Here is a 24,693-nt window from a genome sequence, read left to right as displayed (position 1 = left end):
TACGACAACTCCAGTCGCCGGGGCACCCGTTCGTGCCCGATTTTCACCAGTTGGCCATGTCCGATTGTGCGGTAGGACGCCGCCCCGGGTGTCCCCCCGGACAGTTCTCATGCGTCCCTCATACTGGGCGTCCACCGGGTGCCGGTGACCGCGGCGACCGATATACCCGGCCAACGTGAGCCCCAGGGGGACGACTTGCCCTTCACACTCAGCCATGCCGCGGCCGTGCTGCCCGCTGTGCGCGGCGACGGAAGCGGCCGCGGCCGGCTGGTGCCGGCGGTCCTCGTGGCCGGTTCGTTCGCTCCCGACATGACCTATTACGCGGCAAGTGTGCTGTCCGGAGCGATGGAGTTCGGCGCCTTCACCCACTCCTTCACCGGCGTGTTCACCTTCGACGTGCTCGTCGCCTGGGCTCTCGTGGGCGCGTGGCTGGTGCTGCGCGAGCCGCTGGTGGCGCTGCTGCCGCGGGCGCGGCAGCGGCGGGTCGCGGGTCTGCTGCGCTGCGGGGCGGCACGTGAACGTCTGTGTCCGTCGGCGGTGTTGCGATGGTATGTCTCGGCGGCGCTCGGCGCGCTGACGCATGTCGTGTGGGACGCGTTCACACATCACGACCGGTGGGGTGTGGAGCTGGTGCCCGTCCTGGGCCGGCAGGCGGGAGGCTCGCCCCTGTACTGGTATGTGCAGTACGGCAGTTCGGCGGTGGCGGCCGTCGTCATCGCGCTCTTCGTGCTCGTCGCGGTGCGGCGTACGCCGTCGGGCGAGCCCGTGGGGGTGCCCGTGCTGTCCGGTTCCGACCGGTGGGCGGCCGGTGCCGTGATCGGGGGTTGCGCGCTGGTGGGCGCGGTGCAGCGGGCTTCGCTCTGGCTCGCCGGGCGGGGTGCCGACGCGAAGCCCTGGGAGTGGATCCCGACGCTGTGTTTCGGCGCGGGCGCCGGGCTTGTGCTCGGCCTCGCCCTGTACGCGCTGGGGGTCAGGACGTGGCGTCCCGCTCCGGCTCGTCCCAGCCCGGCAGCGGCTCGTACGGAGCCGAGCCGTCCGACTCCTCGCTGATCGCGTTCTCGGGGGTGGGGCCCTGCACCAGACCGCGCCCGTCGCTCAGGCCGCGCTTCTGGTTGAGTCCGCGGTGGACGGCCTGCGCGATGCGCTCGATGGTGCGCACTCCGTACGCCATCGTCGGGTTGTCGTGCGAGAGGACGACGATGCGGTACGTGCGGCCGCGGCCGGTGAACGCGCCGACGCTGTGTACGCGCCAGCCGTGCGTCGCGCGCGGCAGCCAGCCGTTCTTGACGTGGGCCTTCAGGCCTTTCGGCATACCGGCGGGCACGCCCCAGCGCTGGTCGCGGCGGACCTGGCTGAGCAGCTTCAGACCGTAGGCGCGGGTCTTCAGGAACGAGCGGGTGTTGGTGAGCACGGCGAGCAGCCGCATCTGATCGGCCGCTGTGGTGCGGGTCAGGCCCCAGTAGCCCTTCGGGCCGAGGGCGGTGCCTTTCGTCCCGGCGCGGGCCAGGATGCGGCCCAGGTAGGCGTGGCCGAGGTCGGTCCACAGTCGCAGGGCGGCCGGGTTGTCGGACCTGGTGATCATCGGGCGGACGTTGGCCAGCTCCCAGCCGGTGAGTTTGCGCCCGAGTTCCTCGGCCCGGCGCAGGGCGCCCTCCATGATCACGACCTTGGCGACGCTCGCCGAGTCGTACTGGCGCGCGCTCGCGAGGGTGCAGGTCAGGCCGGTGTCGTCGTCGTGCACCGCCACGGAGACGGTGCCCTGGCGGGACGAAAGCGCCGCCCGGAGGTCGCGGGACATCCGGGCGGCGAGGTCGGGGTCACGGGTGGAGCGGCAGGCCGCGGGCACCTGCGCGGTGCTCGCGTGCGCGGCGACCGCGGGTATCGGCGCGAGGAGCGCCGAGACGACGGCCGTGGCTATGGCCGTGTGGCGGTTGAGCATGCGTATACCCATGCCCGCATCCTTACGGGCGCCTCGGCCGCGGGGCGCCTTTGCGGGGGCCACGCGAGTGACACCGGCCGGGGTGGGGGGCGTACGTCAAGGTTCCGCACCGGGCTCCGGGCCACCGCCTCCGGGCCACCGCCTCCGGGCCACCGCCTCCGGGCCACCGCCTCCGGGCCACCGCCTCCGGGCGGACCCAGGGGGTCCGCCCGGTCAGGCTGAACGCGGCCGGCGAAGCCCGGTGCGGTTCGGCAGCGCCCCGAAGGGGCGCGGGGAACTGCGCGACGAGCCCCCACCGGGCCCGCGGTGAACGAACCGCAAACGCAGCGGAGCGCTAGTGCGCCGCCGACTCCCAGTCGCCCCCGGAGCCGACGGACACGTCCAGGGGCGCCCGGAGCTGCACCGCGGACGCCATTTCGCGCCGGACCAGTTCCTCGGTCTTCGCGCGCTCACCGGGCGCGATCTCCAGGACGATTTCGTCGTGGACCTGGAGGAGCATCCGGGACTTGAGATCGGCTTCGCGCAGGGCGCTGTCCACCTTGAGCATGGCGATCTTGACGATGTCGGCGGCCGTGCCCTGGATGGGCGCGTTGAGAGCCATCCGCTCGGCCGTCTCGCGCCGCTGCCGGTTGTCGCTGTTGAGGTCGGGCAGGTGGCGGCGGCGGCCGAACAGGGTCTCCGTGTAGCCCGTGGCGCGGGCTTCGTCGACGACGCGGCGCAGATAGTCGCGTACGCCGCCGAACCGCTCGAAGTACGTGTCCATCAGCCCGCGTGCCTCGCCCGCGTCGATGTTCAGCTGCTGGGAGAGGCCGAAGGCCGACAGGCCGTACGCCAGTCCGTACGACATCGCCTTGATCTTGCGCCGCATCTCCGCGTCGACCGCGGACCGCTCCACGGAGAACACCTGCGAGGCGACCGTGGTGTGCAGGTCCTCCCCGGAGGTGAACGCCTCCAACAGGCCCTCGTCCTCGGACAGGTGGGCCATCACGCGCAGTTCGATCTGGCTGTAGTCCGCGGTCATGAGCGACTCGAAGCCCTCGCCGACCACAAAGCCGCGGCGGATCGCGCGGCCCTCGTCGGTGCGGACCGGGATGTTCTGCAGGTTCGGGTCCGTGGACGACAGGCGGCCCGTCGCGGCCACCGTCTGGTTGAAGGTGGTGTGGATGCGGCCGTCCACCGCGATCGTCTTGATCAGGCCCTCGACCGTCGACCGGAGCCTCGCCTGCTCACGGTGGCGGAGCATGATCACCGGCAGTTCGTGGTCGGTCTGCCCGGCCAGCCAGGCCAGCGCGTCCGCGTCCGTGGTGAAGCCCGTCTTGGTCTTCTTCGTCTTGGGCAGGTCGAGTTCGCCGAAGAAGACTTCCTGGAGCTGCTTGGGCGAGCCGAGGTTGAACTCGTGTCCCACGGAAGCGTGCGCCTCCTTCACGGCCTGCTGCACGGCGGCCGCGAACATCTGCTCCATGGCTTCGAGATGGGTCCGGTCGGCCGCGATGCCGTGCCGCTCCATACGGGCCAGCAGGGCGGACGTCGGCAGCTCCATGTCGCGCAGCAGATCGGCCGCGCCGGCCTCCTCCAGCCGCTCGCCGAACGCCTCGCCCAGGTCGAGGATCGTGCGGGCCTGCACCATCAGCGCGTCGGCCTCGGCCTGGTCGTCGGTACCGAAGGCGAGCTGCCCGTCGGCCGCGGCGGTGGGCCCCAGCTCCCTGCCGAGGTACTCCAGGGACAGTGCGTCGAGGGCGAAGGAGCGGCGCCCCGGCTTGACCAGGTACGCGGCGAGCGCGGTGTCCATGGACACGCCCTCGATGGTCCAGCCGTGCTCGGCGAAGACCCGCATCGCGCCCTTGGCGTTGTGCATGACCTTGGGGCTGCCGGGGTCGGCGAGCCACTTCTCGAACGAGTTGTCGTCGGCCTCGTCCAGCTGCGTCGGGTCGAACCACGCGGCCGCGCCATCGGCGGCGGCGAGCGCGACCTCGGTCACGGAGCCCGCGCCGAGCGCCCAGGTGTCGACCGTGGCCAGCCCCAGGATCTCCGTGCCGTGCTCGGCGAGCCACGGCTTCAGCTCGCCCGCGCCCAGCACCGTGCCGTCGAGTTCGACGCCCTCGGCGACCGGCTTCGTCTCCTCGGACTCCTCGGCCCCCGGGTCGACGGCGAGGAGCCGCTCACGCAGTGACGGGTTCCGGATCTCCAGGGTGTCCAGGACCATCGCCACGGCCTTGCGGTCGTACGCGGCGCGCCCCAGGTCGGTGACCGTCTTGGGCAGCTCGACGTCCTTCACCATCTCCGTGAGACGGCGGTTGAGCTTCACCGCGTCCAGGTGGTCGCGGAGGTTCTGCCCGGCCTTGCCCTTGACCTCGTCGACGCGCTCGACCAGCTCCGCGAAGGAACCGAACTGGTTGATCCACTTCGCGGCGGTCTTCTCGCCGACGCCGGGGATGCCCGGCAGGTTGTCGGACGGGTCGCCGCGCAGCGCCGCGAAGTCGGGGTACTGGGCCGGCGTCAGCCCGTACTTCTCGAAGACCTTCTCCGGAGTGAAGCGGGTCAGCTCCGAGACGCCCTTCGTCGGGTACAGCACCGTCGTGTGCTCGGAGACCAGCTGGAAGGAGTCGCGGTCGCCGGTGACGATCAGCACCTCGAACCCCGCGGCCTCGGCCTGCGTGGCGAGCGTCGCGATGATGTCGTCCGCCTCGAAGCCGTCGACCGCGAACCGCTCGGCGTGCATCGCGTCGAGCAGCTCGCCGATCAGCTCGACCTGGCCCTTGAACTCGTCGGGGGTCTTGGACCTGTTCGCCTTGTACTCGGTGAACTCCTCGGAGCGCCACGTCTTGCGGGAGACGTCGAAGGCCACCGCGAAGTGCGTGGGCGCCTCGTCGCGCAGCGTGTTCGCCAGCATCGACGCGAAGCCGTAGATCGCGTTCGTCGGCTGGCCCGTCGCGGTCGTGAAGTTCTCCGCGGGCAGCGCGAAGAACGCGCGGTACGCCAGCGAGTGCCCGTCCATGAGCATCAGCCGGGGACGCGTCTCGCCGGAGGTCTTGTCGCTCTTCTTCGATGCTGTTTCTGCCACGACCCCGATCCTGCCACGTGGCACTGACACTGAGAGCCGTCGCGGTCCGGCACGGTCGTTGTCGGCGCCTCGTGCGAGGATCGGAGACGTGCATCACACACGCAGGTGGATGTGCATCACACGTGCAGGTGAAGGGGTCCCCGCGATGGCCAGCAAGCCGCCCAAGAGCGATCCGGTTCAGGACGCGCCGCAGGTCGCCGAGCCGAAGCACGCGGCAGCGGGACTGCCCGCCATCGGGCACACCCTGCGCATGGCCCAGCAGCAGATGGGCGTGCGCCGTACCGCGCTCACCCTCCTGCGGGTCAACCAGAAGGACGGCTTCGACTGCCCGGGCTGCGCCTGGCCGGAGCCGGAGCACCGGCACGCGGCGGAGTTCTGTGAGAACGGCGCGAAGGCGGTCGCCGAGGAGGCCACCCTGCGCCGGGTCACCCCGGACTTCTTCGCCGCCCACAGTGTGGCCGACCTCGCCACCCGCAGCGGCTACTGGCTGGGCCAGCAGGGCCGCCTCACCCACCCCATGTATCTGGCGGAGGGCGCCGAGCACTACGAAGCGGTGCCCTGGGAGCGGGCCTTCGACATCGTCGCCGAGGAACTCGCCGCGCTCGGCTCCCCCGACGAGGCCCTCTTCTACACCTCCGGGCGCACGAGCAACGAAGCGGCCTTCCTCTACCAGCTGTTCGCCCGCGAGCTCGGCACGAACAACCTGCCGGACTGCTCCAACATGTGCCACGAGTCGTCGGGTTCCGCCCTCTCCGAGACCATCGGCATCGGCAAGGGCAGCGTCCTGCTGGACGATCTCTACAAGGCGGACCTGATCATCGTCGCCGGGCAGAACCCGGGCACGAACCACCCCCGCATGCTCTCCGCCCTGGAGAAGGCCAAGGCCAACGGCGCGAAGATCATCACGGTCAATCCGTTGCCCGAGGCGGGCATGGAGCGCTTCAAGAACCCGCAGACCCCCCAGGGCATGCTCAAGGGCGCCACCCTCACCGACCTGTTCCTGCAGATCCGCCTCGGCGGCGACCAGGCACTCTTCCGCCTCCTCAACAAGCTGATCCTGGAGACGGAAGGCGCCCTCGACGAGGACTTCATCGGCGAACACACCCACGGCTACGAGGAGTTCGCCGAGGCCGCCCGGGAAGCCGACTGGGACGAAACCCTCACCGCAACCGGCCTCACCCGGGAGAAGATCGACGAAGCCCTGCGCCTGATCCTCGCCTCGAAGCGCACCATCGTGTGCTGGGCCATGGGCCTCACCCAGCACAAGCACGCCGTGCCGACGATCCGCGAGGTCGTCAACTTCCTTCTGCTGCGCGGCAACATCGGCCGCCCCGGCGCGGGCGTGTGCCCGGTCCGCGGCCACTCGAACGTGCAGGGCGACCGCACGATGGGCATCTTCGAGCGGCCCTCCACAGCCTTCCTGGACGCCCTGGAAAGGGAGTTCGGGTTCGCGCCGCCGCGCGAGCACGGCTACGACGTCGTACGGGCCATCCGCGCACTGCGCGACGGCGACGCGAAGGTCTTCTTCGCGATGGGCGGCAACTTCGTGTCGGCCTCCCCCGACACCGAGGTGACCGAGGCGGCCATGCGCCGCGCCCGCCTCACCGTGCACGTGTCGACGAAGCTGAACCGCTCGCACGCGGTCACCGGCGCGCGTGCCCTGATCCTGCCGACCCTCGGGCGCACCGAGCGTGATCTCCAGGGCAGCGGCGAGCAGTTCGTGACCGTGGAGGACTCCATGGGCATGGTGCACGCCTCACGCGGCCGCCTGGAGCCCGCGAGCGAGCACCTGCTGTCCGAGCCGGCCATCGTCGCCCGGCTCGCGCGTCGCGTGCTCGGCCATGAATCCCGTACGCCCTGGGAAGAGTTCGAGAAGGACTACGCGACCGTCCGCGACCGCATCGCGCGCGTGATCCCCGGCTTCGAGGACTTCAACGCACGCGTGGCGAACCCTTCCGGCTTCGCGCTCCCGCACGCGCCACGCGACGAGCGCCGCTTCCCCACGGCCACCGGCAAGGCCAACTTCACGGCCGCGCCCGTGGAGTACCCGAAGCTCCCCGAGGGCCGGCTGCTCCTGCAGACCCTGCGCTCGCACGACCAGTACAACACCACGATCTACGGCCTGGACGACCGCTACCGGGGCATCAAGAACGGCCGCCGGGTCGTCCTCGTCAACCCGGAGGACGCCGCCGGACTCCGCCTCGCCGACGGCTCGTACGTCGACCTGGTCAGCGAGTGGAGGGACGGCGTCGAACGCCGCGCGCCCGGCTTCCGCGTCGTGCACTACCCCACCGCCCGGGGCTGCGCGGCCGCCTACTACCCGGAGACCAATGTCCTGGTCCCGCTGGACGCGACCGCCGACACCAGCAACACCCCTGCCAGCAAATCCGTCGTCGTGCGTCTGGAACAATCGGCAACCGACTGAGCGTTTGCTCAGTGAGCCGGTGGGATCGATCCACAACGATCCGCACACAGTGATCCACGACGGACGGAGTCGGGCCCGATGGGCGAGCAGCACACCGTGAAGTTCCCGCAAGAGGTCATCGACGAGTACGCGGCGCTCGGCGTCGACCTGCCCGCACTCTTCTCGGCGGGCCACCTCGGCCAGCGCATGGGCGTGCAGATCCTCGAAGCCTCCGCCGAGCGCGTCGTGGGCACGATGCCGGTCGAGGGCAACACCCAGCCCTACGGCCTCCTGCACGGCGGCGCCTCCGCCGTCCTCGCGGAGACCATCGGCTCCGTCGGCGCGATGCTGCACGGCGGCAGCTCCAAGCTCGCCGTGGGGGTCGACCTGAACTGCACGCACCACCGCGGGGTGCGCTCCGGCCTTGTCACGGGTGTGGCCACGCCCGTGCACCGCGGGAGGTCCTCGGCGACGTACGAGATCGTCATCACGGACGAGGCCGGCAAGCGCGTCTGCTCCGCCCGGCTGACCTGCATGCTCAAGGACGCGCCCACCGGCTGACGCGGACGCCTCGGCACCGGCCGGCGGTGGCACCCGCCGGTGCCGGGCGGCTCCTCCGCGGCCGCTACGGAGCGGGGGCGGCGAGCGGGTCCCGGTCGGCGTCCGCAAGTTGGCGCCAGCGGCTGACAAGGGCGCGGGACACCAGGAAGACCAGTACGCCGTCGAGGGTGTGCCACAGGAAGTGCGTGCCGAGCGGGAACGCCCCGCAGATCTCCTGGTCCACGGTGCGGGCGGACAGCGCGAGGGCGAACACCACGGCCGCCAGGGCGAATTGCCGCCAGTGGGCGGCCCGGCCCGCGTCCGCGGATCCTCGCAGCGTCACCGCCAGGCCGGTCATCAGCAGCAGCACGGGGACGTACATGCCGGAGCGGTTGGGGATCAACTCGCCGGCCGGCACGCCGAACACGGCGGTGAAGGCCCCGAAACCGGCCACTCCCAGCACGCACCGCCGCCAGGCGAGGCCGTAGAACCAGCGCAGGACGCACCCGAGGCAGAAGAGCACGAACAGCGTGATGGGCACGACGTCCAGCGCCTGGGACCACCGCGTCGCCAGTGTGTGGAAGGCGAAGCTGCCGATGCCGATGAGCGCCATGAGCGGAGCCAGCAGCCCGATGCTCGCGGGCACGGACCGACAGGGCCTGAGGATGCGCCAGATCGCCAACGCCGCGACGAGGAAGGCCAGGTTGGTCAACGCGTTGACGGGTTCGGCCCAGAAGGCCGCCGACCCTCGCTCGCAGTACTCGTCGAGGTGCTCGTTCCAGTTCACGGTCCTCCATCCTGTCCGGTCCGCATCCGTTGATCCCGGGCACCCGGCCCCTTAGCGTCAAGGTATGGGAACGGCAGGAGCCGGCTGGACGCGGGCAGCGCTCGGGACAGGACTGACTCTTCTCACCGGCGTCCTGCTCACCGGATGCGGGGAATCCGGCGCGAAGGACGGGACGACGACGGCCTCGCGGACCGGCTCCGGCACCCCGTCTCCGTCCGGTTCCCCCTCCCCCGAGGTCACGCCTCCCGAGGACCTGTGCGCCCAACTCGTCTCGTACTGGTCGCGGGAGGCGCTGGACCAGGACTCCTACGGGGACTACCAGTCGATGGGCCTGTCCAACGGGCAGTACGAGATCCTGGTGAAGGTCGTGGACGCCGCCCGGGCCGAGGAGAAGCGCAAGGGCGAGGAGGCGGCCGAGCTGTTGATCGACCGCCGGGCGCGCGAACTGTGCGCGGAGCGCTACCGCGACGGCGCCCCGAGCGGAGGTCCCTGGCAGTGAGCGGCATCGGTCCCGTCGAACCGGGCGAAGGCACCCACGCACGGGACACCCCGGATCCGGAGACCCCACGGCCCCCCGAGGCCCCGCGCGGGCCGCTCATGCAGCTGTACGCCCGGCACCGCCGCGCCGCGCTCGCCGCCGGGATGTCCGCCGCCGTCCTCGTCGTCGGCGGCTATCTCTACGCCACCCGGCCCCGGCAGCCTCCGGCCCCCGCCCCGCCCTACCCGTCCCAGGTGACCGAGGTCGTTTACGCGGGCAAGGAGGGCCCGCCCCCGAACCACCCGCGCGGGGCCTTCACCTTCGCGGTGGAGCTCACCGTGAGTTCCGGCCCTCCGGTCACCGTGTTGCGGATCGATCAGCCCTCCGCCGGCTTCTCCCTCACCTCGGATCCGCACCCTCCGTTCCGGACAAGGGCCGGTTTTCCTCACAGGATCACGATCACCGTGCACGTCAACGAATGCGCGAAAGTGCCCCGGAACGCCGGGTTCCCTTTCCTGGACGTAACTCTGCGTAATACGCACGCAATACAAGTGCACAGCTTCATCCTGGGTGAGCTATACGCACAAGACCTCTCGGAAGCACTCCAGGTAGCCTGCGGCAACAATTCCATGTCATCACCAAAGTCCTAGAACACTCCTGAACACACCCCTCCGGGTCCTGCGCGTTCTCAACATGCGGACAGGGCGAATCAGCCGGAATTCCGCTGTTCCACCCACTCAGTACCGCTCTGCATTACCTCGTGTCATAACAAGAGCGTCACAGCCTTCGCCAGACCCTCCTCGATGTTCCCCGGACCCGCTTAGAGTCACGCCCAGTCACCGCGCCAGGGATTCGAAATCATTTCGGCTCAGCTCAGCGCTCGACTCGGCCGCTTCCATGGGGGAGGGCCGCGCCAGGGAAAGGACTGACCGTGCGTCAACGTTCGTTCATCGCCATCACCGCCGCGCTGGCGGCGGGAGCACTCACCCTTACCGCCTGCGGCTCGCGCGACGACGACGGCGGCTCGGGCTCCGGTGACAGTGGCACCACCGTCACCATAGGCATCGACGCCCCGCTGACCGGCGACCTGTCCGCTCTGGGCCTCGGCATCAAGAACTCCGTGGACCTCGCGACCAAGCAGGCCAACGAGCAGAAGTACGTCGACGGCGTCACCTTCAAGATCGAGGCCCTCGACGACCAGGCGCTGCCCTCCTCGGGCCAGCAGAACGCCTCCAAGCTCGTCGCCGACAAGGAGGTCCTCGGCGTAGTCGGACCGCTGAACTCCTCCGTCGCCGAGTCCATGCAGAAGATCTTCGACGACAACAAGCTCGTCGAGGTCTCTCCCGCCAACACCAACCCGGCCCTGACCCAGGGCACGGAGTGGAACACCGGCACGAAGAAGCGCCCGTACGCGTCGTACTTCCGCACCGCGACCACGGACGCCATCCAGGGCCCGTTCGCCGCGCAGTACGTCTACAACGACTCCAAGAAGAAGAAGGTCTTCGTCATCGACGACAAGAAGACCTACGGCGCCGGTCTGGCCGCCACCTTCACCGAGGAGTTCAAGAAGCTCGGCGGCACTGTGGTCGGCACGCAGCACATCGACCCCGAGACCAAGGACTTCTCCGCGGTCGCCACCCAGGTGAAGAGCTCCGGCGCGGACGTCGTCTACTACGGCGGCGAGTACCCGCAGGCCGGCCCGCTCAGCAAGCAGATCAAGGCCGCGGGCGCCAAGATCCCGGTGGTCGGCGGTGACGGCATCTACAGCGCCGACTTCATCAAGCTGGCCGGCTCCACGGCCACCGGCGACCTCGCCACCTCGGTCGGCGCGCCGGTCGAGGAGCTCGCCTCCGCCAAGGAGTTCGTCGCCAACTACAAGGCCGCGGGCTACAAGGACGCCTACGAGGCGTACGGCGGCTACTCCTACGACTCGGCCTGGGCGATCATCGAGGCCGTGAAGAAGGTCGTCGACGACAACGACGGCAAGCTTCCGTCCGACGCCCGCGCCAAGGTCACCGCTGCCATGCAGAACGTCTCCTTCGACGGTGTGACCGGCAAGGTCTCCTTCGACGAGTTCGGTGACGCGACCAACAAGCAGCTCACCGTCTACGCGGTCGAGAACGGCGCCTGGAAGGCCGTGAAGTCCGGCACCTACACAGGCTGACCCCCACCCGCACCACAGACGAGCCGCGCGGGGCGCTGCACCACAGGCGCCCCGCGCGGACTCGCATCCAGCCCCCACTCGTCGAACATCCGACGTCCGAACGTCTCGGAGGACATGCGGTGAACGAACTGCCGCAGCAGCTGGTCAATGGCCTGCTACTGGGATCCATGTACGGGCTCGTCGCCATCGGCTACACAATGGTCTACGGCATCGTCCAGCTCATCAACTTCGCCCACGGCGAGATCTTCATGACCGGGGCCTTCGGCGCTCTCACGGTCTACCTGTACATCCTGCCCGACGGCACCACCATGTGGCTCGCGCTGCCCCTGATGCTCATCGGCGCCATCGTCGTCTCCACCACGGTCGCTGTGGGAGCCGAACGGTTCGCCTACCGACCGCTGCGCAGCGCACCACGCCTCGCCCCCCTCATCACCGCCATCGGCCTCTCCCTCGCCCTCCAGCAGGCGGTGTGGGCCTGGTACCCGGACGCCAAGTCCGCCATCATCTTCCCGAGCATCCCCGGCGGGCCCTTCGAGATCGGCAGCGTCACCATCCAGACCGGCGACATCTTCCTCTTCGTCGCCGCCCCCATCAGCATGGCGATCCTCGCCTACTTCGTGATGAAGACCCGCACCGGACGCGGCATGCAGGCCACCGCCCAGGACCCGGACACCGCCAAGCTCATGGGCATCAACACCGACCGCATCATCGTGGTCGCGTTCGCCCTCGGCGCCGCCTTCGCCGCCATCGGGGGCGTGGCCTACGGGTTCAAGTACGGCGAGATCAACTTCCGGATGGGCTTCATCCTGGGCCTCAAGGCCTTCACCGCCGCGGTCCTCGGTGGCATCGGCAACATCTACGGAGCCATGATCGGCGGCCTCGTCCTGGGCCTCGCCGAAACCATGGCCACCGCCTACATCGCCGACGTCCCCGGAATGTCGCAGCTCGGCGGCCAGTCCTGGGCCAACGTCTGGGCCTTCGTACTTCTCATCCTCGTACTCCTGTTCAGGCCACAGGGCCTGCTCGGTGAGCGCGTGGCGGACAGGGCGTGACACCGATGACCACACAGACCACCGCTCCCGAGACGCCCAGCACCCCGGACCCGGGAGAGCTCAAGGGCCTCGTTGCCATCCCCCCCACCATCGGCCGCGCCCTCGCCACCGGTGGCGGCGCACTCGCCGTCGTCTCCGCCTTCCTCGCCTGGACCTGGACCGACGAGTTCCCCGGTGACCTCACCGTCTACGGCTACCCGGGCGGCCTCCAGGTCCTCGTCCTCATCGGCGGCGCCCTCACCACCCTGTTCGGCCTCGCCTCGTACGGCGTCAAGGGCCTGGGCTGGCTGGTACCCGCGGGCGCCTCCAGCGCCCTGAAGCTCGCCGCGCTCGGCACCTTCGCCACCGCCTGGTTCACAGTCATCGCGATCACCGTCCAGCTCGGCGGGATCGTCAACCTCGAACCCGGCGGCTACATCGTCGCGATCGCCACCCTCGGCTCCCTCCTCGGCGCTCTCTCCCTGCCGTTCCAGCGGCCGGAACCCGACATCGCCGACCCCGAGGACACCCCCCGCGAGCGGCTTCTCCTCGACGTACGCAACCAGGTCAGTGTCATCAAGGCGGCCTTCGCCTCCGGCACCCCCGCCCCGGCCCGCAAGCTGCCCTCGTACGCCGAGATCCTGATCATCGTCGCGGCGCTCGCCCTGGGTCTGATCGTCTTCACGTACGGCATCGGCACCGAGTACGACGAGCTCTTCGTCGGCTTCCTCATCACCACGGGCTTCGCCTTCGCCGCCGCCGCCAAGGCGGGCCTCGTCAGCCGAATCTCCGCGCTCACCGCGAAGCACCGCAACGTGACGATGCTCGGCGCGTTCCTCGCCGCCGCCGCCTTCCCCTTCACCCAGTCCGACGACCAGTACGCGACGATCGGCGTCTACATCCTGATCTTCGCCACCGTCGCCCTCGGCCTGAACATCGTCGTCGGCCTCGCCGGCCTCCTCGACCTCGGATACGTCGCCTTCCTCGGTGTCGGCGCCTACACCGCGGCCATGGTCTCCGGTTCCCCGTCCTCGCCGTTCGACGTCCACTTCCCGTTCTGGGCCTCGGCCCTGCTCGGCGCCGCCGTCGCCATGGTCTTCGGCGTCCTCATCGGCGCGCCCACCCTGCGGCTCCGCGGCGACTACCTCGCCATCGTGACCCTCGGCTTCGGTGAGATCTTCCGCATCGCCGTCCTCAACATGGACGGCACCTCGGGCCCGGACATCACCAACGGCTCCAACGGCATCGCGTCGATCCCGAACCTCAACATCCTGGGCTTCGACTTCGGCGCGGAACACAGCTTTGCCGGGTTCACCATCGCCCGATTCGCCAACTACTTCCTGCTGATGCTCCTCATCACGTTCGTCGTCGTGATCGTCTTCCGGCGCAGCAGCGACTCCCGCATCGGCCGCGCCTGGATCGCCATCCGTGAGGATGAGACCGCCGCTCTGGCCATGGGCATCAACGGCTTCCGGGTCAAGCTCATCGCCTTCGCCCTCGGCGCCGCTCTCGCCGGCCTCGCGGGTACGGTGCAGGCACACGTCACCTACACCGTGACCCCCGAGCAGTACACCTTCGCCAACGTCGTCCCCCCCAACTCGGCGTTCCTGCTCGCGGCGGTCGTCCTCGGCGGCATGGGCACCATCAGCGGACCGCTCGTCGGCGCCGCACTGCTCTACCTCATCCCGGCCAAGCTCCAGTTCCTGGACGACTACCAGCTCCTCGCCTTCGGCCTCGCGCTCGTCCTGCTGATGCGCTTCCGCCCTGAGGGCCTCATCCCGAACCGGCGCCGCCAGCTCGAATTCCACGAAGACGCGGAAGCACCCACAGTCCTCAGCAAGGCAGGGGTCTGACCACCATGACTACCGAGACCACCACCCCGGCAGCCTCCTCCGGCGCCAACTCCCCCGGCGAAGTCGTACTCGACGCCCGCGGCGTCACCATGCGCTTCGGCGGCCTCACCGCCGTACGCAATGTCGACCTCACCGTCAACAGCGGCGAGATCGTCGGACTGATCGGCCCCAACGGCGCCGGCAAGACGACCTTCTTCAACTGCCTCACCGGGCTCTACATCCCCACCGAGGGAGAGGTCCGCTACAAGGGCACCGTCCTGCCGCCGAAGTCCTTCAAGGTCACCGCGGCCGGCGTCGCCCGTACCTTCCAGAACATCCGTCTCTTCGCCAACATGACGGTCCTGGAGAACGTGCTCGTGGGCCGCCACACCCGCACCAAGGAAGGCCTCTGGTCGGCCCTCCTGCGCGGACCCGGCTTCAAGAAGGCCGAGAAGGCCTCCGAAGAGCGCGCGATGGAGCTCCTGGAGTTCATCGGCCTGGCCGCCAAGCGCGACCACCTCGCCAGGAACCTCCCCTACGGCGAGCAGCGCAAGCTCGAGATCGCACGAGCCCTGGCCAGCGAGCCGGGCCTGCTCCTTCTCGACGAGCCCACCGCCGGCATGAACCCGCAGGAGACCCGGGCCACCGAGGAACTCGTCTTCGCGATCCGGGACATGGGCATCGCCATCCTCGTCATCGAGCACGACATGCGGTTCATCTTCAACCTCTGCGACCGCGTCGCCGTCCTCGTCCAGGGCGAGAAGCTCGTCGAGGGCGACAGCGAAACCGTCCAGGGCGACGAGCGCGTCATCGCCGCCTACCTCGGCGAGCCCTTCGAGGACGCCCCCGGTCACGAAGAGCTCGCCGAGGTCGAAGCCGCCGAGGCGAACGCCGACACCACGACGGACGCCGCGCCCGGCAAGGAGAACGACCGATGACCGCACTGCTCGAAGTCGAGGACCTCCGAGTCGCCTACGGCAAGATCGAAGCCGTCAAGGGCATCTCGTTCAAGGTCGAGGCCGGCGAGGTGGTCACCCTCATCGGCACCAACGGCGCCGGCAAGACCACCACCCTGCGCACCCTGTCCGGCCTCCTCAAGCCCGTCGGCGGCCAGATCAAGTTCCAGGGCAAGTCGCTGAAGAAGACCCCCGCCCACCAGATCGTCTCGCTGGGACTCGCCCACTCCCCCGAGGGTCGGCACATCTTTCCCCGCATGACCATCGAGGACAATCTGCGGCTCGGTGCCTTCCTCCGCGACGACAAGCCGGCCATCGCGAAGGACATCCAGCGCGCCTACGACCTCTTCCCCATCCTCGGGGAGCGCAGGAAGCAGGCCGCGGGAACCCTCTCCGGCGGTGAGCAGCAGATGCTGGCCATGGGCCGGGCGCTGATGTCCCAGCCCAAGCTGCTCATGCTCGACGAACCCTCCATGGGCCTCTCGCCGATCATGATGCAGAAGATCATGTCGACCATCGCCGAGCTCAAGTCCCAGGGCACGACGATCCTCCTCGTCGAGCAGAACGCCCAGGCGGCGCTCTCCCTCGCCGACCACGGACACGTCATGGAGGTGGGCAGCATCGTCCTCTCCGGCGCCGGGCAGGACCTCCTGCACGACGAGTCGGTCCGGAAGGCGTACCTGGGCGAGGACTAGCTCCTTCCGCGCGTACGAGAAGGCCCGCACCCCTTGCCGGGGGTGCGGGCCTCTCCCGTTCTACGGGGTCCGGCTAGCCCTTCGCGGACTTCTTCTCCTCGGCGTCCTGGATGACCGCCTCGGCGACCTGCTGCATGGACATACGCCGGTCCATCGAGGTCTTCTGGATCCACCGGAACGCGGCCGGCTCGGTCAGTCCGTACTGGGTCTGCAGGACCGACTTCGCACGGTCGACCAGCTTCCGGGTCTCCAGCCGCTGGCTGAGGTCCGCGACCTCCTGCTCGAGCTGCTTCAGCTCCGTGAACCGCGAGACCGCCATCTCGATCGCGGGCACCACGTCGCTCTTGCTGAACGGCTTCACGAGGTACGCCATCGCGCCGGCGTCGCGCGCCCGCTCGACCAGGTCGCGCTGCGAGAAGGCGGTCAGCATGAGCACCGGGGCGATGCCCTCCTCGGCGATCTTCTCCGCCGCCGAGATGCCGTCGAGCTTGGGCATCTTCACGTCGAGGATCACCAGGTCGGGCTTGTGCTCCCGGGCCAGCTCGACGGCCTGCTCACCGTCGCCCGCCTCTCCTACGACGCTGTAGCCCTCTTCCTCCAGCATCTCTTTGAGGTCGAGACGAATCAGCGCCTCGTCCTCAGCGATGACGACGCGGGTCGTCAGCGGAGGCACGTGCGACTTGTCGTCGTCGGGCGCGTCTACGGGCTGGGGCGACTCGGGGGCGGTCACGGGGGCTCCTCATTACGGGCCGGGCAGTGCTGCTGCCCAAGAGCCTACCTAGCTGCAGCAAGCTGCGGTGACCCGGTATGCTTCCGGGCAGCCACTTGAGCCGGGTTGGTGGAACGGCATACACGGAGGTCTCAAACACCTCTGCCTGAGAGGGCTTGCGGGTTCGAATCCCGCACCCGGCACATTTTGCGCGTAAGCGGAGGCTCACATCTCGTGAGCCTCCGCTTTTTGCTGCACGCTGCCACGGTCGGTGACACAGCGTGCCCGCCTACTTGGGGCTGTCGTCCTCGCCGATGTGGTGCACCCGCACGAGGTTCGTCGAGCCCGAGACCCCGGGCGGGGAGCCGGCCGTGATGACGACGATGTCGCCCTTCTCGCAGCGGCCGTACTTCAGGAGCAGCTCGTCGACCTGGTCGACCATGGCGTCGGTGGAGTCGACGTGCGGGCCCAGGAAGGTTTCGACGCCCCAGGTGAGGTTGAGCTGGGAGCGGGTCTCCGGGGCCGGCGTGAAGGCGAGCAGCGGGATCGGGGAGCGGTAGCGGGAGAGACGGCGGACGGTGTCCCCGGACTGCGTGAAGGCGACCAGGAACTTGGCGCCGAGGAAGTCGCCCATCTCGGCGGCGGCACGGGCCACGGCGCCGCCCTGGGTGCGAGGCTTGTTGCGTTCCGTCAGGGGCGGGAGGCCCTTTTCGAGGATGTCCTCTTCGGCTGCTTCGACGATGCGGCCCATCGTGCGGACGGTCTCGATGGGGTACTTCCCGACGCTGGTCTCGCCGGAGAGCATCACGGCGTCGGTGCCGTCGATGACGGCGTTCGCGACGTCGGAGGCCTCCGCGCGGGTGGGGCGGGAGTTCTCGATCATCGAGTCGAGCATCTGGGTGGCGACGATGACGGGCTTGGCGTTGCGCTTGGCCAGCTTGATCGCGCGCTTCTGGACGATCGGGACCTGTTCCAGAGGCATTTCGACGCCGAGGTCGCCGCGGGCGACCATGATGCCGTCGAAGGCGGCCACGATGTCGTCGATGTTCTCTACGGCCTGCGGCTTCTCCACCTTGGCGATCACGGGAAGGCGGCGGCCTTCCTCGTCCATGATGCGGTGGACGTCCTCGATGTCGCGGCCGCTGCGGACGAACGACAGGGCGATGACGTCGCATCCGATACGCAGGGCCCAGCGGAGGTCCGCTTCGTCCTTGTCGGAGAGGGCGGGGACGGAGACGGCGACGCCGGGGAGGTTGAGGCCCTTGTTGTCCGAGACCATGCCGCCTTCGATGACGGTGGTGTGGACGCGGGGGCCGTCGACGGCGGTGACTTCGAGGCAGACCTTGCCGTCGTCGACGAGGATGCGCTCTCCGGTGGTGACGTCTCCCGCCAGTCCCGCGTAGGTGGTGCCGCAGGTCTGGCGGTCGCCCTCGAAGCCTTCTTCGACGGTGATGGTGAAGGTGTCTCCGCGTTCAAGCAGTACGGGGCCTTCGGTGAAGCGGCCGAGTCGGATCTTCGGGCCTTGAAGGTCGGCGAGGACGCCGACGCTGCGGCCGGACTCGTCGGAGGCCTTGCGTACGCGCTGGTAGCGCTCCTCGTGGTCGGCGTAGCTGCCGTGGCTGAGGTTGAAGCGGGCTACGTCCATTCCGGCTTCGACCAGTGCCTTGATCTGGTCGTACGAGTCGGTGGCGGGGCCCAAAGTACAGACGATCTTTGCTCGGCGCATGTTTCGAGCGTAGGCCTTACCGGCGGGTAGGGAATTGGTGCCGCATGACTACTCAACAACCTTTGCGTGAAGGGTTATTGACAAGCGTTGAATTGTGCGCCGGGGTGCTCTGATGAGCGCCGGTGGTCGCTTTCAGTACGCCCTCGGCCACAATTCCGAATACTTCTTCGCAGGACTGGAGCAGGACTGGAGCAGGACTGGAGCAGGACTAGAGCTGGGGTGGCGCCATGGTGAATCGGGCGTTGACTTGCGCGTAGACGCGCTGGCGTTGGGGTTCCAGGTCCAGGGGGGCGGCCTCTTCGGCGGTGTCCGCGGCGTAGGCCATGGAGCGCATGGCGCGGCCAGGCGCCGCGGGGTAGGGCGGTGCGGCGTTCTCGGCGCCGATGTCGGCGAGTTCGACGAGGGCGGAGAGGGTGGTGCCGAGGGCCTCGGCGTATTCGCGGGCGCGCTGGACGGCTTCGTGGACGGCTTGCCGGCGGGCCTGGCGGTAGGACGGCGAGTCGGACCGCAGGGCCCACCAGGGTCCGTCGACGCGGGTGAGGTCGAGGTCCGCGAGCCGGGTCGTCAGCTCCCCGAGGGCAGTGAAGTCGGTGAGTTCGGCGGTGATGTGGACGCGGCCGTGATAGGCGCGGATGCGTTCGCCGCGGCCGTGCTTGGTGAGTTCGGGGCTGATGGAGAAGGCACCGGTCTCCACGTGTTCGACCGCGTCGCCGTACGACTTCACGAGGTCCAGTGCGGTGGTGTTGCGGCGGGTGAGGTCGGCGAGGGCGTCGCGGCGGTCGGTGCCGCGTGCGGTGACGGTGATGCCGATGCGGGCGATCTCGGGATCGACCTCCAGGCGGGCTTCGCCGCGGACGGCGATGCGGGGTGAGTCGGGAGTGCCGTAGGGGAGGGCGGGTTGGGGTTCCTCTGCGGTGGGTGCCATACGTCCCACTCTGTCACTGGGAGGCCGGTTGGGGTGCCCACAGGTCACCAGATCGAAACCTCCCGGACCTGTTGCGGTGGTGGCTCGTGGGCCAGAATCTACGCGCGTCGTTGACCGTTTCCTGAGGAGTCGCTGAGATGTCGTTGAACCGCCGTAAGTTCCTGAAGAAGTCCGCCGTGACGGGGGCGGGGGTCGCGCTCGCCGGGGCGGTGGCGGCTCCGGCTGCCACGGCTGCTGAGGCGAAGAAGGGCGGGAAGCCCGTGAAGCGGTACTCCCTGACGGTGATGGGCACGACCGATCTGCACGGTCATGTCTTCAACTGGGACTACTTCAAGGACGCGGAGTACAAGGACACGGCGGGCAACGCGCAGGGGCTGGCGCGGATTTCGACGCTGGTGAACGCGGTCCGCAAGGAGAAGGGCCGTGGCAACACGCTGCTTCTGGACGCGGGCGACACGATTCAGGGCACTCCGCTGACGTACTACTACGCGAAGGTCGACCCGATCACCGCCAAGGGCGGTCCTGTCCACCCGATGGCGCAGGCGATGAACGCCATCGGCTATGACGCGGTGGCCCTTGGCAACCACGAGTTCAATTACGGCATCGAGACGCTGCGGAAGTTCGAGGAGCAGTGCCGTTTCCCGCTGCTCGGCGCCAACGCGCTGGACGCGAAGACGCTGAAGCCGGCTTTCCCGCCGTACTTCATGAAGACGTTCCACGTGAAGGGTGCGCCGCCGGTCAAGGTCGCCGTTCTCGGTCTCACCAACCCGGGTATCGCGATCTGGGACAAGGCTTATGTCCAGGGCAAGTTGACGTTCCCGGGGCTGGAGGAGCAGGCGGCGAAGTGGGTGCCGAAGCTGCGGTCGATGGGGGCGGACGTGGTGGTCGTGTCGGCGCACTCCGGTTCGTCGGGCACGTCCTCGTACGGTGATCAGCTGCCGTACGTCGAGAACTCGGCGGGGTTGGTGGCGCAGCAGGTGCCGGGGATCGACGCGATTCTGGTCGGGCACGCGCATGTGGAGATTCCCGAGCTGAAGGTCACCAACACCGCGACCGGCAAGACGGTGGTTCTCTCGGAACCGCTGGCCTACGCGGAGCGCCTGTCCCTCTTCGACTTCGAGCTGGTCTTCGAGAAGGGCCGCTGGACGGTCGAGTCGGTGGCGGCGTCGGTCCGCAACTCGAACTCGGTCGTCGACGACCCGAAGATCACCAAGCTGCTCAAGGACGAGCACGACGTGGTCGTGGCGTACGTCAACCAGGTGGTCGGCACGGCCACGGAGACGCTGACTACGGTCGAGGCGCGGTACAAGGACGCCCCGATCATCGACCTGATCACCAAGGTGCAGGAGGACGTCGTCAAGGCGGCGCTCGTGGGTACGGAGTACGCCTCGCTGCCGGTGATCGCGCAGGCCTCGCCGTTCTCGCGCACCTCGGAGATCCCGGCCGGCAATGTGACGATCCGGGATCTGTCGAGCCTGTACGTGTACGACAACACGCTGGTCGCGAAGGTGATGACGGGCGCGCAGGTGCGGGCGTACCTGGAGTACTCGGCGAACTACTTCGTGCGGACGGCGGCGGACGCGGTGATCGACACGGCGAAGCTGACGAACGCGAACAACCGGCCGGACTACAACTACGACTACGTGTCGGGGCTGCGGTACGACATCGACATCGCGCAGGCCGAGGGGTCGCGGATCAAGAACCTGACGTACAACGGTGCGGCGTTGGACGACGCGCAGCAGTTCGTGCTGGCGGTGAACAACTACCGCGCCAATGGCGGCGGTGCCTTCCCGCATGTGGCGTCGGCTACCGAGGTGTGGGCCGAGTCGACGGAGATCCGCACGCGGATCGCGGAGTGGGTGACCGCGAAGGGGTCGCTGAACCCGGCGGAGTTCGCTTCGGTGGACTGGAAGCTGACTCGGGACGGCACGGCCGTGTTCTAGGCCGTGGTTGACGATGCAGCTGCGGGTGGGGCGGGGGCTGATGCCGGGTGGGTGGGTCGGGGGCGTGCCGGTACGTCCGCCCGTCGCCGCCGGATCAGACGTCGGCCGAGCAGGAAAACGTCCGGTGACGCGAACGTACGCGACGGGCTTTGGACGTACCGGCACGCCCCCTCCCGCCGGTGGGCGGCTGCGGGCGGGGGGTCCGGTGCCCGATCCCCCGCCCACCTGCGGGGGCCGCACCTTTCAGCGCGGCCGGGGAAGATCTTTCAGCCCGTCCGGCGTTTGAGGAGGGCAGCACCATCCCAATCCCCCACCCACCCACGAGGGCTCCACTCTCCAGCCCGTCCGGCGTTTGAGGAAGGCAGCACCATCCCAATCCCCCACCCACCCACGAGGGCTCCACTCTCCAGCCCGTCCGGCGTTTGAGGAAGGCAGCACCATCCCAATCCCCCACCCACCCACAGGGGCTCCGCTCTCCAGCCCGTCCGGCGTTTGAGGACGAGCCCTTCGGGCGAGCGGGGGTCTGGGGGCGGAGCCCCCAGGTACGGGTTGGGTAGGGGCGGAGGGGGCGAAAAACCATCCCCCACGGCAGCCCGGGTGGCGGCCCGCAGGAAACGCCGATGGCCCGGGTGATCTCCAGCGGCTTCTTGCCGTCGCGGGTGCTGAGCCGTGTTTGGAAGGCTTCGCTTCTTACCTGCCCTCCACCAAGGGGATCAGGGTGCGTTCCTGGCGGGCGGACGGGATCTGTGGTTGTTGATCGAGTCCGAAGCTGGTGAAGGCCGTTCGGCGTGGGAGCGGGTAGGGGTCTTTGCCGGTGAGGGAGTTGAGGATGGTGGCGCTGCGCCAGGCGGCGAGACCGAGGTCGGGGGCGCCGACACCGTGGGTGTGGAGTTCGGCGTTCTGGACGTAGACGTGCCCTGTGACGGAGGGGTCGAGGACCAGGCGGAACTGGTCGTCGATGCGGGGGCGTTCGGAGCTGTCGCGGCGCAGGTAGGGGTCGAGTCCGGCGAGGATGCGGCCGAGGGGGCGTTCGCGGTAGCCGGTGGCGAGGACGACGGCGTCGGTGGTGAGGCGGGAGCGGGCCCCTTGTTGGGTGTGTTCGAGGTGGAGTTCGACTTTGGTGGTGGCGACGCGTCCTGCGGTGCGGACGGTGACGGCGGGGGTGAGGACGGCGTCGGGCCAGCCGCCGTGCAGGGTGCGGCGGTAGAGCTCGTCGTGGATGGCGGCGATGGTGTCGGCGTCGATGCCTTTGTGGAGTTGCCATTGGGCGGCGACGAGCCGGTCGCGTACGGGTTCGGTGAGGTGGTGGAAGTAGCGGGTGTAGTCGGGGGTGAAGTGCTCCAGGCCGAGCTTGGAGTACTCCATGGGTGCGAAGGCTTCGGTGCGGGCGAGCCAGTGGATCTTCTCGCGGCCTGCGGGTCGGTTGCGCAGGAGGTCGAGGAAGACTTCGGCGCCTGACTGTCCGGCGCCGATGACGGTGATGTGTTCGGCGGTGAGGAACTGCTCGCGGTGTTTGAGGTAGTCCGCGGCGTGGATGACGGGCACGCCGGGGGCCGCCACGAGGGGCTTGAGCGGTTCGGGGATGTTGGGGGCGGTGCCGACGCCGAGGACGATGTTGCGGGTGTAGGAGCGGCCGAGGCATTCGGCTTCCCCGTCGGCGTCGAGTTGGCTGAAGTCGACTTCGAACAGGGCGCGTTCCGGGTTCCAGCGGACGGCGTCGACCTGGTGGCCGAAGTGGAGTCCGGGGAGGCTGTCGGCGACCCAGCGGCAGTAGGCGTCGTACTCGGCGCGCTGGATGTGGAAGCGCTCGGCGAAGTAGAACGGGAAGAGCCGGTCGCGATCCTTGAGGTAGTTGAGGAACGACCAGGGGCTGGCAGGGTCGGCGAGGGTCACCAGGTCGGCGAGGAAGGGGACTTGGAGGGTGGCGCCGTCGATGAGGAGGCCGGGGTGCCAGTCGAAGCCGGGGCGCTGTTCGTAGAAGACGGTGTCGAGTTCGGCGAGGGGCTGGGCGAGGGCGGCGAGGGAGAGGTTGAAGGGGCCGATGCCGATGCCCACCAGGTCGCGGGGTGCAACGGCTGCGGGGTGTGGGGGGTTGGGCGTCGGGCTCATCGGGGGGTGTGTCCTTCCACCAGTTTCAGGAGCGTGGCCAGGTCGCCTGGCCGGGTGTGGGGGTTGAGGAGGGTGGCTTTGAGCCAGCGGCGGCCGTCGAGGGTGGCGCGGCCGAGGACGGCGCGGCCTTCGTGCAGGAGGGTGCGGCGTACGGCGGCGACGGCGTCGTCGGTGGCTTCGGTGGGCCGGAAGAGGACAGTGCTGATGGTCGGCCGGTCGTAGAGCTCGAAGCCGGGGTGGGCGGCTATGAGGTCGGCGAACTCGTGGGCGCGGGCGCAGACTTGGTCGACGAGGGCGCCGATTCCTTCTCGTCCGAGGGTTTTGAGGGTGACGGCGATTTTGAGGATGTCGGGGCGCCGGGTGGTGCGCAGGGAGCGGCCGAGGAGGTCGGGGAGGCCCGCTTCGGTGTCGTCGTCGGCGTTGAGGTAGTCGGCGCGGTGTTCCAGTGCGGCGAGGTCGCGTTCGTCGCGGACGGTGAGGAGGCCCGCGGCGACGGGCTGCCAGCCGAGTTTGTGCAGGTCGAGGGTGACGGTGCGGGCGCGGTCGAGTCCGTCGAGCAGGCCGCGGTGCCGGTCGCTGAAGAGGAGGCCTCCGCCGTAGGCGGCGTCGATGTGGAGGCGGGCGCCGTGGGCCGCGCACAGGTCGGCGATCTCGGGCAGCGGGTCGATGAGGCCGGCGTCGGTGGTGCCGGCGGTGGCGGCGACGAGCAGGGGGCCCGGCAGCTCGGTGAGGGCTTCGCAGAGGGCGGCGGGGTCCATCGTGCCGGCGGGGGCGGGGACGACGACGGGGTCGGGCAGGCCGAGGAGCCAGGCGGCGCGGGGCAGGGAGTGGTGGGCGTTGGCGCCGTGCACGAGCCGCACGCCGCCGTGTGCGCTTCCGTGTGCTTCCCGGGCTAGGAGGAGGGCGAGTTGGTTGGACTCGGTGCCGCCGGTGGTGACGAGCGCGTCCGCCGCGCCGGCTTCGCGCGCCAGCGCCCGTGTCACGAGTGCCTCCAGTTCGGAGGCGGCGGGGGCCTGGTCCCAGGAGTCCAGGGAGGGGTTGAGGACGGAGACGGCGAGGTCCGCGGCGGTGGCGACGGCGAGGGGCGGGCAGTGCAGGTGGGCGGCGCACAGCGGGTGGGCGGGGTCTGCGGCGCCCTCGGCGAGGGCCCGTACGAGGGTGTGCAGGGCGTCGTCGCTGCCTTGCCGGGGCAGTACGTCGCCGACCGCATCCCGCACCCGTCGTGCCACCGCCTCCGGCCCTCCGGCGGGCAGCGGCCCTCCCCTCGCCTCGCCGCCCTCGCGCAGGGCGTCGAGCACGGTGTCGAGCAACGGCCGCAGCGCGCCGGGGCCTTCGGGACCTGAGGCGAGAGGCGGCCTGCTCATGGGTGTCCTCCGGTGGGCGCGCGGCAGGGT

The 24,693-nt window shown here is 69.4% G+C and carries 19 protein-coding genes and 1 tRNA gene; 12 read left to right on the top strand and 8 right to left on the bottom strand.

Going from position 1 to position 24,693, the window contains the following annotated elements; genetic code table 11:
* Positions 1-195: 195 nt before the first annotated feature.
* Positions 196-1,050 (top strand): DUF4184 family protein, encoded by an 855-nt coding sequence (locus OG246_RS21045; RefSeq protein WP_266465551.1) that lies wholly within the window; start codon positions 196-198, stop codon positions 1,048-1,050.
* Here OG246_RS21045 and OG246_RS21040 read toward each other — a convergent pair.
* Positions 971-1,951, bottom strand: coding sequence for a serine hydrolase (locus tag OG246_RS21040; RefSeq protein ID WP_266465548.1), 981 nt, complete (start codon positions 1,949-1,951; stop codon positions 971-973). The genes OG246_RS21045 and OG246_RS21040 overlap by 80 nt on opposite strands.
* Before the next feature lie 322 nt (positions 1,952-2,273).
* Positions 2,274-5,000: a DNA polymerase I gene (gene polA, locus OG246_RS21035; RefSeq protein ID WP_266465545.1), complete on the bottom strand. Its 2,727-nt coding sequence runs from the start codon at positions 4,998-5,000 to the stop codon at positions 2,274-2,276.
* Positions 5,001-5,145: 145 nt separating this feature from the next.
* Between polA and OG246_RS21030 the strand changes: the two genes are divergently transcribed.
* On the top strand, positions 5,146-7,425 hold the full coding sequence (locus tag OG246_RS21030; RefSeq protein WP_266465542.1) for an FdhF/YdeP family oxidoreductase: 2,280 nt from the start codon (positions 5,146-5,148) through the stop codon (positions 7,423-7,425).
* 78 nt (positions 7,426-7,503) lie between these two features.
* Positions 7,504-7,965 carry a PaaI family thioesterase gene (locus OG246_RS21025; protein WP_266465539.1) on the top strand — a complete coding sequence of 154 codons (462 nt, stop codon included), beginning with the start codon at positions 7,504-7,506 and terminating at the stop codon, positions 7,963-7,965.
* A 64-nt stretch (positions 7,966-8,029) separates the two neighbouring features.
* Here OG246_RS21025 and OG246_RS21020 read toward each other — a convergent pair whose 3' ends face one another.
* Positions 8,030-8,731 carry a ceramidase domain-containing protein gene (locus OG246_RS21020; protein ID WP_266465535.1) on the bottom strand — a complete coding sequence of 234 codons (702 nt, stop codon included), beginning with the start codon at positions 8,729-8,731 and terminating at the stop codon, positions 8,030-8,032.
* A gap of 64 nt (positions 8,732-8,795) precedes the next feature.
* Between OG246_RS21020 and OG246_RS21015 the strand changes: the two genes are divergently transcribed.
* The 7 genes from OG246_RS21015 to OG246_RS20985 all read left to right on the top strand — a co-directional run bounded on the left by OG246_RS21015 (position 8,796) and on the right by OG246_RS20985 (position 15,887).
* Entirely contained in the window at positions 8,796-9,230 is a 435-nt protein-coding gene (locus OG246_RS21015) for a hypothetical protein (RefSeq protein ID WP_266465532.1), read from the top strand.
* On the top strand, positions 9,227-9,859 hold the full coding sequence (locus OG246_RS21010) for a Tat pathway signal sequence domain protein (protein WP_266465530.1): 633 nt from the start codon (positions 9,227-9,229) through the stop codon (positions 9,857-9,859). Before OG246_RS21015 ends, OG246_RS21010 begins: the two co-directional genes overlap by 4 nt.
* A 281-nt stretch (positions 9,860-10,140) precedes the next feature.
* Positions 10,141-11,373, top strand: a complete 1,233-nt coding sequence (locus OG246_RS21005; protein ID WP_266465527.1) for a branched-chain amino acid ABC transporter substrate-binding protein — start codon at positions 10,141-10,143, stop codon at positions 11,371-11,373.
* A gap of 119 nt (positions 11,374-11,492) precedes the next feature.
* Positions 11,493-12,425: a branched-chain amino acid ABC transporter permease gene (locus OG246_RS21000; protein ID WP_266465525.1), complete on the top strand. Its 933-nt coding sequence runs from the start codon at positions 11,493-11,495 to the stop codon at positions 12,423-12,425.
* 5 nt (positions 12,426-12,430) lie between these two features.
* Positions 12,431-14,257: a branched-chain amino acid ABC transporter permease gene (locus tag OG246_RS20995; RefSeq protein ID WP_266465522.1), complete on the top strand. Its 1,827-nt coding sequence runs from the start codon at positions 12,431-12,433 to the stop codon at positions 14,255-14,257.
* 5 nt (positions 14,258-14,262) lie between these two features.
* Complete coding sequence (locus OG246_RS20990; RefSeq protein ID WP_266465519.1) at positions 14,263-15,174, top strand: ABC transporter ATP-binding protein; 912 nt, start codon at positions 14,263-14,265, stop codon at positions 15,172-15,174.
* A complete protein-coding gene (locus OG246_RS20985) occupies positions 15,171-15,887 on the top strand; it encodes an ABC transporter ATP-binding protein (protein WP_266465516.1) in 717 nt (238 codons plus the stop codon). Before OG246_RS20990 ends, OG246_RS20985 begins: the two co-directional genes overlap by 4 nt.
* A gap of 73 nt (positions 15,888-15,960) precedes the next feature.
* Here the strand turns inward: OG246_RS20985 and OG246_RS20980 are convergent, their stop codons facing one another.
* Positions 15,961-16,617, bottom strand: a complete 657-nt coding sequence (locus tag OG246_RS20980; RefSeq protein WP_266465514.1) for an ANTAR domain-containing response regulator — start codon at positions 16,615-16,617, stop codon at positions 15,961-15,963.
* A gap of 99 nt (positions 16,618-16,716) precedes the next feature.
* Between OG246_RS20980 and OG246_RS20975 the strand changes: the two genes are divergently transcribed.
* Positions 16,717-16,799: transfer RNA gene (locus tag OG246_RS20975), tRNA-Leu, on the top strand.
* An 86-nt stretch (positions 16,800-16,885) separates the two neighbouring features.
* On the opposite strand, the gene pyk is transcribed toward OG246_RS20975, so the two are convergent.
* Entirely contained in the window at positions 16,886-18,322 is a 1,437-nt protein-coding gene (gene pyk, locus OG246_RS20970) for a pyruvate kinase (protein WP_266465511.1), read from the bottom strand.
* Positions 18,323-18,530: 208 nt separating this feature from the next.
* Positions 18,531-19,247 (bottom strand): SIMPL domain-containing protein, encoded by a 717-nt coding sequence (locus OG246_RS20965; protein WP_266465508.1) that lies wholly within the window; start codon positions 19,245-19,247, stop codon positions 18,531-18,533.
* Between the two features lie 137 nt (positions 19,248-19,384).
* Between OG246_RS20965 and OG246_RS20960 the strand changes: the two genes are divergently transcribed.
* Positions 19,385-21,190, top strand: coding sequence for a bifunctional UDP-sugar hydrolase/5'-nucleotidase (locus OG246_RS20960; protein ID WP_266465505.1), 1,806 nt, complete (start codon positions 19,385-19,387; stop codon positions 21,188-21,190).
* A 690-nt stretch (positions 21,191-21,880) separates the two neighbouring features.
* Here OG246_RS20960 and OG246_RS20955 read toward each other — a convergent pair.
* Positions 21,881-23,299: a lysine N(6)-hydroxylase/L-ornithine N(5)-oxygenase family protein gene (locus OG246_RS20955; protein WP_266465503.1), complete on the bottom strand. Its 1,419-nt coding sequence runs from the start codon at positions 23,297-23,299 to the stop codon at positions 21,881-21,883.
* On the bottom strand, positions 23,296-24,663 hold the full coding sequence (locus OG246_RS20950) for an aminotransferase class V-fold PLP-dependent enzyme (protein WP_266465500.1): 1,368 nt from the start codon (positions 24,661-24,663) through the stop codon (positions 23,296-23,298). The genes OG246_RS20955 and OG246_RS20950 overlap by 4 nt, the downstream gene beginning before the upstream one ends.
* Between the last annotated feature and the right edge of the window lie 30 nt (positions 24,664-24,693).

This window comes from Streptomyces sp. NBC_00620, assembly GCF_026341825.1.
GTDB lineage: Bacteria > Actinomycetota > Actinomycetes > Streptomycetales > Streptomycetaceae > Streptomyces.
The sequence above is the reverse complement of the archived record's forward strand: the minus strand, read 5'-3'. Positions and strand labels throughout refer to the sequence as shown.